The following is a 12,080-nucleotide window of genomic DNA, read 5'->3' as shown; positions in this document are numbered from 1 at the left end:
GAGCCGCACCATGCGTCAACGGACACGGCACGCGGCGGGGTCGCTCGCGTGCTGCGCAGCACTCCTGGGACCGGCGGTGGCCACGGCCGCCGCCGCGCCCGGGCACGACCCGGCCCGCGGGACCCTCCCCGCCGGCGACGGCTGGGCCTCGGCGGCCGGCGGCACCACGGGCGGCGCCGCGGCCGGGAGGGACGACGTCCGCACGGTCCGCACCTGGGACGGGTTCCGGGCCGCGCTGGCGGCGGGCGGCGGCGGGCCGCGGATCATCCGCGTCGTCGGCACCATCGACGCGAACGCCGCCGGCTGCGCCTCGTTCGAGGCCCCGGGCTACGACTTCGCCACCTACCTCGCCGACTACGACCCCGCCGTGTGGGGCTACGACACCCCCGTCAGCGGCCCCCAGGAGGACGCCCGCGCCGCCTCCGCCGCCAACCAGGCCGCGGCGATCAAGGCGTACGTGCCCTCCGACACCACCATCGTCGGCGTCGGCAGAAACGCCGGCATCACCGGCGCCAGCCTGCAGATCAAGGACGCCGACAACGTCATCGTCCGCAACCTCACCGTGGAGAGCCCGCTCGACTGCTTCCCGCAGTGGGACCCCACGGACGGCGAACGCGGCGCCTGGAACTCGGAGTACGACGCGGCCGTCGTCCACAACTCCACCCACGTCTGGCTGGACCACAACACCTTCACCGACGGCCGCCACCCCGACAGCTCCCTGCCGCGGTACTACGGCGAGCTGTACCAGCAGCACGACGGCGAGCTGGACGTGGTCCGCGGCGCCGACCTGGTGACCGTCTCCTGGAACGTCTTCGAGGAGCACGGCAAGACCATGCTCATCGGCAACAGCGACTCGGCGGGCGACACCGACCGCGGCCGGCTGCGGGTGACGCTGCACCACAACCTGTTCCGCGGCGTGGGCGAGCGGGCGCCGCGGGTGCGCTTCGGCCGGGTCGACGCGTACAACAACCACTACGTGGTCACCGGCACGGCGGACGAGTCGTACGCGTACTCCTTCGGGATCGGCTTCGAGTCGCGGCTGGTCGCCGAGAAGAACTCCTTCCGGCTGCCCGCCGGGATCGGCCCGGGCCGGATCCTGAAGAAGTGGAGCGAGGCGCCCGTGACGGCCGTCCGCAACCACGTCAACGGCGTCCCGACCGACCTCGTAGCCGCCCACAACGCGGCCAACCCGGACACCCCGCTGCAATGCGGCGCCGGGTGGACCCCGGAGCTGCGCACCCGGGTCGACCACCCGCGGGCCGTGCCGGGGGTGGTGCGCGCGCGGGCGGGCGCCGGCCGGCTCCGCTGACGCGGGACGGGCCGTGGGCGCGGCCCCGGCAGCGGTACGGATCCGCCGCCGGGGCGTGCCCCGGGCTATCCGATCAGGCTCCTCAGCAGGCACAATGCCAGCTGCCGTGCCCACGGCCACCGTCCCCGTCCCGGCTCAGGAGCACCCCCGTGTCCGACCACGTCACCGACAAGTCCCCGTCCCCGGCCCCGGCGCCGGGCCCTGCCGCCCTGGAGGGCCTCTTCCGCATCCGCGCCCGCGGCTCCACCCCCGCCCGGGAGATACGCGGCGGTCTCGCCACCTTCTTCACGATGGCGTACATCCTCGTGCTCAACCCGATCATCCTCAGCGGCGCCGAGGACAAGTACGGCAACCAGCTCGACTTCGGCCAGCTCGTCACCGTCACCGCGCTCGTCGCCGCCGTGATGACGGTCCTCATGGGGCTGACCGCCAACCTGCCGCTCGCGCTGGCCGCCGGGCTCGGCATCAACGCCGTCGTCGCGTACCAGATCGCCCCGCTGATGACCTGGCCCGACGCGATGGGCCTCGTCGTGCTGGAGGGCATCCTCGTCTGCCTGCTCGCCGCCACCGGCGTGCGCGAGGCCGTCATGAACGCCATCCCGCAGCCGCTGAAGATGGCGATCAGCGTGGGCATCGGCATGTTCATCGCGCTCATCGGCTTCATCGACGCCGGCTTCGCCACCCGCATCCCGGACGCCGCCAACACCACCGTCCCGCTGCAACTCGGCGGCGGCGGGACGCTCAGCGGCTGGCCGGTGGTGGTGTTCTGCGCCGGGGTGCTGCTCACCGTGTCGCTGCTCGCCCGCGGCGTGAAGGGCGCGATCCTCCTCAGCATCCTGGCGATGACCGTGGTCGCCATCGTCATCAACTCGGTCGCGGACATCGCCGACGAGGCGTGGGGCCTGACCGTCCCCGACTGGCCCGGCGACGTGGTCGAGGCACCGGACTTCGGGCTGCTCGGGGAGTTCAGCTTCTTCGGGGCGTTCGACGAGGTCAGCGCGGTGACCGTGGTGCTGCTCGTGTTCACCCTCTTCCTCACCGACTTCTTCGACACCATGGGCACGGCCGTCGGCGTCACCAGCGAGGCCGGGCTCCTCGACGACCGCGGCCGCGTCCCCCGCCTGGGCCGCCTCCTGTTCGTCGACGGCCTCGCCACCGTCGCCGGCGGCGCCGCCTCCGGCTCCTCCAACACCAGCTACATCGAGTCCGCCGCCGGCGTCGGCGAGGGCGCCCGCACCGGCCTGGCCAACCTCGTCACCGGCGCCCTGTTCGGGCTCGCGCTCCTGTTCACCCCGCTCGCCTTGGTCGTCCCCTCGCAGGCGGCGGCGCCGGCGCTGGTCGCGGTCGGCTTCCTGCTGATGACGCAGGTACGCCACGTCGACTGGACCCGCTACGACATCGCCGTCCCGGCCTTCCTGACGATCGCCGTGATGCCCTTCACGTACTCCATCACCAACGGTCTGGGCGCCGGCTTCATCGCCTACGTGCTCCTCCAGGCGGTGATGGGCCGCGCCCGGCGGGTGCACCCGCTGATGTGGGCCGTGTCGGCGCTGTTCGTGGTCTACTTCGCGATCGAGCCGATCGAGGACCTGCTCGGGGTGTGAGGGCCGGTGTCGGTGCCGCCGGGTAGCGTGCGCGGCATGGAGAGCGTCGAACTGAGCGAGTTCGTCGCGGACTTCGCGCCGGCCGTCCGCCGGGTGGCGGAGACCGGCGAGCGGGTGCGGGTCACCGACGGCGGCGAGCCGGCGCGGGTGCTGCTCGCGGCCGGCGAGCTGGCCGAGCTGGAGCACTTCGCGCAGCCGGACCGCCACGTCCACCGGCGGCCCCGGCCCACGGACGAGCGGTGGCGGCCCCACGGCCCGACGGAGCAGGGCCCGTACACCCGGTTCGTGCACAGCGACGGCGTGCGGATGACGTTCCTGCGGGACCGGGCGGTGGTGGCCGAGCTGCGGTCGGTGGCCGAGCTGGAGTGGGTGGAGGCCACCGCGGACGGCGGCCGCGCGACCGCCATGCCGCCCGAGCAGGCGGCGGCGTTCGAGGAGTTCCTCGCCCGCCAGCCGCCGTTCCCGGACGGCATCGCGTGGATCGCCGGCGACTGGCGGGAACAGCGGCCCTTCAGGGTGCTCGAATTCCTCAAGGGCGTCGCCGCCGAGGACGTCGCCCTCGCCTACGGGGCCGACCCCGGGGACATCGCCGACGGGCTGCTCCTGCGGGACCTGGGCGACGGCACCGAGGAGCTGATGGACGTGCTCGCCTTCGGCGAGACGGGCGGGTGGACGTGGCTCGGCCACCACCACGACGACTACGCCGGAGTCCTCGATCCGCCGCCCGCGGAGCGGATCACCCTGGTCGCGACCGCGGCCAAGGCCATCTATTCCTTCCACTACCTACGGGGCGGGGAGCACCAGAACCCCTTCCCGGTCGAGGACGTCCTCGTGCCGCGGCCCGAGATGTACGAACTCATCTGGTACACCCCCGGCGAGATGCCCTTCGTCCCCGACGCGCCGCTCGGTTTCCTCAACCGGCACCTCCGCCGCGCGGAGGAGGTGACCCACTGGACCGACCCCTTCGAGCTGTTCTTCGCCGGGCTGGAACGGGCCTTCGGCCTGGCCCTGCCCCGGCAGCACGTCACCGAGGGGCGGGTGCGCTGCGCCCGGCTCGTCAGCCGGGGGTGACGAAGCCCGACTCGTACGCCGCGATCACCGCCTGCGTCCGGTCGCGCGCGCCCAGCTTCGCGAGCACCGCGGCGACGTGCGACTTCACCGTCGCCGGCCCGACGTCCAGCCGGGCGGCGATCTCCGCGTTCGTCAGCCCCTCCGCCATCAGCCGCAGCACCCCCGCCTCGCGGTCGGTGAGCCGGGCGCGCAGCCCGGTGGTGCGGTGGGACCGGGCGTGCTCGGCGGCCAGGGCGCGGACGGCGGCGGGGAAGAGGAGCGAGTCGGTGCGGGCGACCAGGCGCACGGCCTGGACCAGGTCCTCGGCGGCCGAGCGCTTGAGGAGGAAGCCGGCGGCGCCGGCGCGGAGGGCGTCGTAGACGTAGGAGTCGTTCTCGAAGGTCGTGACGACGACGATGCGGGGCGGCGCGGGCATGGTGCGGAGCAGCTGCTCGGTGGCGCGGATGCCGTCGACGTCCGGCATCCGCACGTCCATCAGCACGACGTCCGGCTCCAGCCGGCGTACGACGGACACCGCCTCGGCGCCGGTGGCCGCTTCGCCGACGACGTCGAGGCCGTCCTCGGCGCCGAGGATGGCGCGGAGGGCGGTGCGGACCATGCGCTCGTCGTCGGCGACGACGATCCGCAGCGGATCCGGCCGCGCCGCGCGCGGCGGGCCGGAATCGGGGGCTGGGCCGGGGTCGGCGGGGTGCGGGGAGGGCGCGGGCCCTTCGCCGGCGGCGGGGCCCCCGGGGTCCGCCGCGGGATGCGCGGGGGGCCGCGGTGTCCCGGCGGGCGGCACGGCCCCGTCCCCGTGCGGCCCGTTCACAGCGGGAGCCTCGCCGTCAGGCGCCAGCCCCGCTCGTACGGGCCCGCCTCCGCGGCGCCGCCGAGCAGCCGGGCCCGCTCGGCGACCCCGCGCAGCCCCCGGCCGCCGCCCCGGCCCGCGTCCGTCCCGCCCGGGGCCTCCGGTACGTCGTTCTCCACCACGATCCGCAACTCCCCGCTCCCGTCCGCCCCGCCGTCCGTCGCCGTGATCCGCAGCCGCACCGCCACCGGGCCCGCGTGCCGCAGCACGTTCCCCAGCCCCTCCTGCACGATCCGGTACGCCTCCCGGGACACCGGCCCCGGCAGCGCCCCCGGGTCCACCGCCCCCCGCGCCCGCACCGTCGCCCCCGCCGCCCGGGTGCGGTCCAGCAGCGCGTCCAGCCCGCCGGCCAGGTCCGGCGCCGGGCCGGGCGCGTCGCTCTCCTCCTGCCGCAGCAGCCCCAGCACCGCGTCCAGCTCCGCGACCGCCGAGCGCGTGGTGCCCTCGATCGCCGCCAGCGCCTCCCGTACGAACGCGGGGTCCCCGTCGAAGACCCGCCGTGCCGCGCTCGCCTGGAGCGTGACCGCGCTCAGCGCGTGCCCCACGGAGTCGTGCAGCTCCCGCGCCAGCCGGTTGCGGCGGGCCAGGTCGGCGGCGCGCTCCTCGGCGGCGGCCAGCCGGTCGGCCGGGGTGGGGCCGAGGAGGGGCGGCGCGGCGCGGGCCAGCAGCAGACCGGCGGCCGCGGCCGCGGCGGCGAGCGCGGCGAGCAGCGCGAGGCCGAGCGGCGGCGCGAGCCACGTGGGCACCGCGAGCAGGCCCCGGTCCCGCTCGCGCAACGTGTCCGAGAACGGCGTCGCGACCAGCACCGCCGACATCGGCGGCACCGCCAGCGTCGCGCCGCTGACCGGCGCCCCGAGCCCCACGTGCAGCGTGAACCACCCGGCCGTCCGCCGCCGCGCCGCCCACGACCGGTCCGGCCCCGCGGGCGGCAGCCCGCCGCCGGGCACCCGGCAGAGCGCCTGCGCGGCCGAGGTCTCCAGGGTCCGCACGGTCGGGAACGCCAGCGGGGTGGCGGCGACGAGGGGCAGGGCGAGGAGGTACGCGGCGACCTGCCAGCCGAGGCTGCGGAAGGTGTCCGCGTCCCGGTCGACGAGCTGCAACGCCACGCCGACCAGGAGGAAGTACGGCATGAGCAGGGCCCCGCCGAGCAGCAGGTGCCCCCAGCGGAGCCGCACGACGTCCGCGGACACGCGGTCAGCTCCGCCGGGGGAGCGGGGAGCGCCGGCCGGCGCCCGCGGGCTCCGCGGCGGCGGGCCGGGCGGGGGACGGGAGACGGGTGGGGCTGGTGGGTTCGGTGGTGGCAGGTGCGGTGGGCGGCGGGGGAGTAGCGGGGGCGGGGGACCGCGGTCCGGCGAGGGTCGTGGGGCGGGCCGGGTCGGTGCACAGGGCGGGCGCCCCGTGCCCGGCGGGCCGGGGGTCACGCGCGGATGCCGCGTCCTGCCCGGGTGCCCGGCCCGCGTCCGGCCGCACCGGAACCGTGTCGCCGGCCGGTCCCGCGCCCCCGCCGGCCGCCGCAGGCGGCCGCGCGGCCCGCTCCGCGAGCAGGGTCGCGCCGACGGCGAGGACCAGCAGGCCGGTGATCACCCCGCCAGCGTAGGCGAGGTTCATCGGCTGCGTCGGCTGCCTGTCCTCGTCCACCGGGCTGTCCGTCACCAGCGACGTGAGCAGCATCCAGCCGCTCCACGCTGCCAGCGCCGACCCCCCGGTCCAGCCCAGCGCCGCGGCCGTCGCCAGCCGGGTCCGCGGCCGCGGGCGGTGCGCCGCCAGCACGGCGCCCGCCGCCGCCGCGAGGGCGCACGCCACCTGCACCGCCTCGTTCACGCGCAGCGCCGCGGAGCGCTGCCCGACGACGTGGCCCGACAGGCCGGCCGTCGACCCCAGCGCCCAGCTCAGGTGCACCGCCGCGACCGCCAGCGCCACCCCCGCGGCCAGCACCGCGAGCACCCGCTGCGCCGGTGCGGTGGGGGACGCGGGCAGGTCGCCGAGCCGGTCGCGCAGCAGGTGGCCCCAGCGGTCGCGTACGTACAGCACGAACAGCCCGCCGAGCGCGAGCGCCTGTACGCCGAAGCCGGTGTAGACGACGGTGAACACCCACTCGTGCAGGAACGACGCGCTGTCGTCCGTCGCCGCGCCGCCGCCCCCGAACAGCCGGACCACCGCTTGCAGCGGAAAGCCGACCACGATCGGCGTGAGCAGCCCGGTGGCCGCCCACAGCGGCAGCGCGACGAGCCAGGCGGGTGCCCGGCGGCCCCACGGCCGGGTGAGCGCGAACGCCAGCACGACGACGGCGGCGTCCATGAGGACGGTGAGGGAGTTGACGGCGGCCATGGTGCCGCGGTGCTCCAGCAGTTCGCTGCCGTCCGGGATGCCGACGGTGCTGCCGGCGATCCAGGCGGTCTTCAGCGTCAGGTACGGCAGGCAGGCGACGGTGGCGGCGAGCCGCAGCGCCCGGGCCGTACGGGTCGGGCGCGTCGTGGCCGGCGGCCGGGAAGCGGCGGAGGCGGCGGTGAAGTCCATGCCTTCACGCTCCCGCCGGGCCCCCGCCCCGCACGTCGCCCGCGCCGACGATCCGCCTCCGCCGCGCGGGGGAGAAGCGCCCCGTACTCAGAGGTGCCGCGTCGCCAGCGTGAGCCGGTCCCGGGCGTCGAGCAGCGCGTCCCGGATCCCCTGCTCGTGCGCCGGCGTCAGCCGCGCCACCGGCACCGAGCAGCTGATCGCGTCCCGGGCCGGCGTCCGGTACGGGATCGCCACCCCGAGGCAGCGCAGCCCCAGCGTCGACTCCTCGCGGTCCAGGGCGTACCCGCGCTCGCGCACCCCGTGCAGCTCCTCGATCAGCCGCTCCCGGTCCGTGACCGTGTGGTCGGTCATCGGCGCCAGCGCCTCGGGCAGCAGCGCGCGGATCTCGTCGTCGGAGTACGTCGCGAGCAGCGCCTTGCCCAGCGCAGTCGCGTGCGCCGGGAGCCGGCGGCCGACGCGGGTGAACGGCCGCAGGTAGTGCTGCGACTGGCGGGTGGCGAGGTAGACGATGTTCACGCCGTCCAGCCGCGCCAGGTGGATGGTCTCGGTCGTGTCGTCCGCGAGCCGGTCCAGGGTGGGGCGGGCGGCGGCGACGACCTCGTCGCCGTCGATGTACGACGTGCCGACGAGCAGCGCCCGCACCCCGATCCCGTACCGCGTGCCGGTCGCGTCCGTCTCCACCCAGCCCAGCTCCGTGAGCGTACGGAGAAGCATGTAGAGACTGGACTTGGGGTAGCCGACAGCCTGCTGGACGTCGCCGAGGCTGTGCATTCCGGGCCTGGCCGCGAAATACTCAAGCAGTTCAACGGTACGGACGGCAGACTTGACCTGTCCGCCCCCACCGGCGTCGGCGACCCCCATGGCGCTTGACCCCTCCGCTTGAGCAGCTGTAGAAGTGCACGAGATTCAAGTATAGAGACGGCGTTCAGAATACCGAACCAGCGGTATCGTCGGTCACCGTCCGCCACGTGTGCAAGAGGAACGGAGACATCTCAGTTGTCCGCACCAGTCTGGAGCGTCGATCCCCGTACCGGTAACCGCCGGGAGCAGGTCGCCACCGAGGCGACCGCCGAGGAGGTCGACAAGACCGTACGCGCCGCGCACGCCGCCGCCCCGGCGCTCGCCGAACGCGCGCAGCGCGCCCGGCTGCTGCGGGCCGCGGCCGATCTCTTCGACCGGCACGTCGACAAGGTCGTCGAGTGCGCCGACGCCGAGACCGCCCTCGGACCCGGCCGCCTCAGCGGCGAACTCACCCGCACGACCTACCAGTTGCGCGCCTTCGCCGACATTGCCGAGGCCGGCGACTTCCTCGACGTGCGCGTCGACCACGCCGACGCCTCCCTCGTCCCGCCGCGGCCCGACCTGCGCCGCTGGAAGGTGCCGCTCGGCGTCGTCGCCGTCTACTCCGCCTCGAACTTCCCGCTCGCCTTCTCCGTCCCCGGCGGCGACACCGCCAGCGCGCTCGCCGCCGGCTGCCCCGTCGTGGTCAAGGCCCACCCCGACCACCCCGGCACCTCCGAGCTGGCCGCGGCGCTGCTGCACCGCGCGGCCGAGGAGGCGGGGGTGCCGCAGGAGGCGGTCTCCGTCGTGCACGGCTTCGACGCGGGCGTGGAGCTGGTGCGCCATCCGGCCGTCGCCGCCGCCGGGTTCACCGGCTCGGTCCGCGGCGGGCGCGCCCTGTTCGACGCCGCGGCGGCCCGGCCCCGGCCCATCCCGTTCCACGGCGAGCTGGGCAGCCTCAACCCCGTCGTCGTCAGCGAGGCGGCGGCCGCGGAGCGGGCCGAGGAGATCGGCGCGGGCCTCGCCGGTTCGATGACGCTGGGCGTCGGCCAGTTCTGCACGAAGCCGGGGCTGGTGCTGGTGCCCGCGGGCGAGGCCGGGGACCGGCTCGTCACCTCGCTCACCGCGGCGGTCAGCGACACCGAGGCGGGCGTCATGCTCGACCCGCGGATGCGGACGGCGTTCGTCGCCGGTGTGCGGGAGCGGGCCGGGCTGGACGGCGTGCACAGCCCGGTGACGCCCGGCGCGAACGGGGAGCACACCGTCAGCGGCGGCTTCCTCACCGTCGACGCCGAACGCCTCGCGGGCGGCGGGGAGTACGACCTGCTGGTCGAGGAGTGCTTCGGCCCTGTGACCGTCATCGTGCGGTACGGGGACGTCGCCGAGGTCTCCGCGGTGCTGGCCCGGGTGCCGGGCAACCTCACGGCGACCGCGCACCTCGGCGCGGCGGAGTCGGAGCCGGGCGCGGAGGGCGCCGGGGACGCCGGCGCGGCGCGGCTCCTGGCCGAACTGACCCCGATCGCCGGGCGGGTCCTCGTCGACGGCTGGCCCACCGGCGTCGCCGTCGCCCCCGCCCAGCACCACGGCGGCCCGTACCCGGCGACGACGTCGACCTCGACGTCCGTCGGCGCCACGGCGATCGAGCGCTGGCTGCGCCCGGTGACGTACCAGAACGCCCCCCAGGCGCTGCTGCCCGCCGAGCTGCGCGACGGCAACCCGGCCGGCGTGCCGCGCACGGTGAACGGCGCCCGCGAGAGCTGACACACGGGACGGACGGGACGGACGGGACGGACGGGCGCGGGCGGTTCGAACGCCGCCCGCACTCGTCGCCCGTCCGGGTGGCCGGACCCCGCGCACCCCGCCCGGCTGCCCCAGGATGTCTCCCCGGGAGGGCCCGACGGCGCTCCCCGGGAGGAGCACCATGGTCCGGTCCAGGCCCCACGCCGCGGTGCGCGCCGCCGCGGCGTGCGCGGTCGTCGTCGCGCTGGCGTTCGCCGCCGTGCCGAACGCGCGCACGGCCGCCACGCCCCGCGTCGACCTCGCCGTCCTCGTCGTGGACGACGGCGGCGCGCCCGTCGCGGCCATCACCGAGCACCTGGCGGCGGCCGGCACGCCGGTCACCGCGGTGCGGCTGCGGGAGGAGGACCGGCCGCGGATCGACGGCCGGTTCCTGGCCGCCACGGACGGCGGACGGCCGCGGGCGCGGTTCCAGGCGGTGATCGTGCCGGGGAGCGGCTCCGCGGGCCGCGCGCCCGGCCTCGGGAGCGCCGAGACCGCCGCGCTCGCCTCGTACGAACGCCGCTTCGGCATCCGCCAGGTCGACGCCCACGCCGTCCCCCGCCCGCACTCCGCTCTCGGCGCGCCCGCCTGGTCCGGCCGCCTCGACGGCCGCACCGCCCGCGTCACCCCCGCCGGGCGGGCCGGGCCCTTCGGCTACCTCGGGGGCCCGGTGCCGTTCGCGGACCCCGGCCCGGGGACGCCCGGGACGTACGGCCATCTCGTGCGGCCGGGCGGGGACTTCACGCCGTACGTGGACGCCGCCGTGCCCGGGAAGGAGCCCGGCCGCGGTGCGCTCGTCGGCGAGTACGCCGCCGACGGCCGCCGCCGGCTGCTGGTGACCTTCGGCCGGCCCGGCGACCCCCTCGCCTACCGGCTGCTCGCCCGCGGCATCGTCGACTGGGCCACCGCGGGCGTCCGGCTCGGCGCCGCCCGCCACGCGTTCGCCGTCCACGTCGACGGCGTCCTCGGCAGCGACGCCCGCTGGGACCCCGCCGGCGACTGCACCTCCGGCACCCCCGGCTGCGCCGACCTGCCGCCGATCCGGATGACCGGCGCCGACGCCGCGTACGCCCGCACCTGGTCGGCGGACCGGAACCTCACCCTCGACCTCGTCTACAGCGGCGGCGCCGCCGACCGCCACCGCCGCGCCCACGGCGGCGCCGACGCCCTCGCGGACCGGCTGCTCACCGACCGCGAGGCGTACCGCTGGATCAACGGCACGTACGACCGCGCCCGGCTGGGCTGCGTTCCCCGGCCCGCCGGGCGCTGCGCGCGCGACGCGGCGGGAGCGGTGCGCTGGACGCCGGAGCGGCGCATCGCGCGGCAGATCGAGGACAACCTCGACTGGGCGCGGGCCCGGGGCCTGCCCGTGTCCCGCGACGAGCTCGTCACCCCCGGCCACACCGGGCTCGCCGCCCCGCCGCACCAGCCCCTCGACAACCCGCACCTCGCCCCCGCCCTCGCCGCCACCGGGGTCGGCCGGCTCGCCTCCGGCGCCGCCCGCGACCCGGTGCAGCGCCGGGTCGGCACGGCGCTGACCGTGCCGCGGCACGGGCTGGGGCTGTTCGCGGGGGCGGGGCGGGAGGAGGAGCAGATGGACGCGTACGCGTACGTGTACGGGCCCGGGGAGAGCGGGCCCGGGGAGGCGGCGGACGGCGCGGGCGGGCGCGCCGGGACCGGGCGGGCGGAGGGCCGCCACGCCGCGGGGGCCCGCTACCGCTCGTACCTCGTGCCGCGCGCCGCCCGCACCGCCCTCGGCCACGTCCTCGCCGCCGACCCCCGCCCGCACTACCTCCACCAGTCGAACCTCGCCGAGGACCGCATCGCGTACCCGGTGCTCGACCGCGTCCTCGCCCGCTACCGCCGCCTGTTCACCCCCGCCGCCCCGCTCGCCCACCCGCGCCCGCGCGCCATCGCCCGCGACCTGCGGCGGCGCGCGGAGTGGGCGCGGGCGGTACGGGACGGGGAGGTCACCGCCTACCGCGTCGGCCGTACGGTCACGGTGCGGGCGCCGGCCGGCACCGAGGTGCCCGCCACCGCGCCGGCCGGCACACGGCAGCGGTTCGCCCACGGCGGTGCGGCGTTCGGCCGCCCCTACGCCGGCCGGGCAACCGGCTGGACGCACCCCGACGCGCGCCGCGAGGCCGTCGTCCTCCGGCTGCCGTGAACACCC

Annotated in this window: 9 protein-coding genes; 5 read left to right on the top strand and 4 right to left on the bottom strand. The window is 76.8% G+C overall.

Translation table 11 applies throughout. The features are described 5' to 3' along the window. Positions 1 to 10: 10 nt before the first annotated feature. The 3 genes from ACHZ99_RS01255 (at position 11) to ACHZ99_RS01245 (ending at position 3,984) form a co-directional block, all read left to right on the top strand. Entirely contained in the window at positions 11 to 1,309 is a 1,299-nt protein-coding gene (locus tag ACHZ99_RS01255) for a pectate lyase family protein (RefSeq protein WP_420302401.1), read from the top strand. Between the two features lie 149 nt (positions 1,310 to 1,458). Continuing rightward, positions 1,459 to 2,913, top strand: coding sequence for an NCS2 family permease (locus ACHZ99_RS01250; protein ID WP_420302400.1), 1,455 nt, complete (start codon positions 1,459 to 1,461; stop codon positions 2,911 to 2,913). A 36-nt stretch (positions 2,914 to 2,949) separates the two neighbouring features. Beyond that, positions 2,950 to 3,984 (top strand): type II toxin-antitoxin system Phd/YefM family antitoxin, encoded by a 1,035-nt coding sequence (locus ACHZ99_RS01245; protein WP_420302399.1) that lies wholly within the window; start codon positions 2,950 to 2,952, stop codon positions 3,982 to 3,984. On the opposite strand, the gene ACHZ99_RS01240 is transcribed toward ACHZ99_RS01245, so the two are convergent. The 4 genes from ACHZ99_RS01240 to ACHZ99_RS01225 all read right to left on the bottom strand — a co-directional run bounded on the left by ACHZ99_RS01240 (position 3,971) and on the right by ACHZ99_RS01225 (position 8,209). Beyond that, positions 3,971 to 4,612, bottom strand: coding sequence for a response regulator transcription factor (locus ACHZ99_RS01240; protein ID WP_420303167.1), 642 nt, complete (start codon positions 4,610 to 4,612; stop codon positions 3,971 to 3,973). The genes ACHZ99_RS01245 and ACHZ99_RS01240 overlap by 14 nt on opposite strands. 176 nt (positions 4,613 to 4,788) lie before the next feature. Continuing rightward, positions 4,789 to 6,021 (bottom strand): sensor histidine kinase, encoded by a 1,233-nt coding sequence (locus ACHZ99_RS01235; protein ID WP_420302398.1) that lies wholly within the window; start codon positions 6,019 to 6,021, stop codon positions 4,789 to 4,791. A 4-nt stretch (positions 6,022 to 6,025) separates the two neighbouring features. Then, positions 6,026 to 7,348, bottom strand: coding sequence for a hypothetical protein (locus ACHZ99_RS01230; protein ID WP_420302397.1), 1,323 nt, complete (start codon positions 7,346 to 7,348; stop codon positions 6,026 to 6,028). 87 nt (positions 7,349 to 7,435) lie between these two features. Continuing rightward, positions 7,436 to 8,209, bottom strand: coding sequence for an IclR family transcriptional regulator (locus ACHZ99_RS01225; RefSeq protein ID WP_420302396.1), 774 nt, complete (start codon positions 8,207 to 8,209; stop codon positions 7,436 to 7,438). 135 nt (positions 8,210 to 8,344) lie between these two features. Between ACHZ99_RS01225 and ACHZ99_RS01220 the strand changes: the two genes are divergently transcribed. Next, on the top strand, positions 8,345 to 9,889 hold the full coding sequence (locus ACHZ99_RS01220) for an aldehyde dehydrogenase (NADP(+)) (protein ID WP_420302395.1): 1,545 nt from the start codon (positions 8,345 to 8,347) through the stop codon (positions 9,887 to 9,889). A gap of 160 nt (positions 9,890 to 10,049) precedes the next feature. Then, entirely contained in the window at positions 10,050 to 12,074 is a 2,025-nt protein-coding gene (locus ACHZ99_RS01215; RefSeq protein WP_420302394.1) for a hypothetical protein, read from the top strand. The last annotated feature ends 6 nt before the right edge of the window (positions 12,075 to 12,080 follow it).

Origin of the sequence: Streptomyces sp. MAR4 CNX-425, from assembly GCF_048656465.1 — a bacterium.
GTDB lineage: Bacteria > Actinomycetota > Actinomycetes > Streptomycetales > Streptomycetaceae > Streptomyces.
This window is presented reverse-complemented; position numbering and strand designations above follow the sequence as displayed.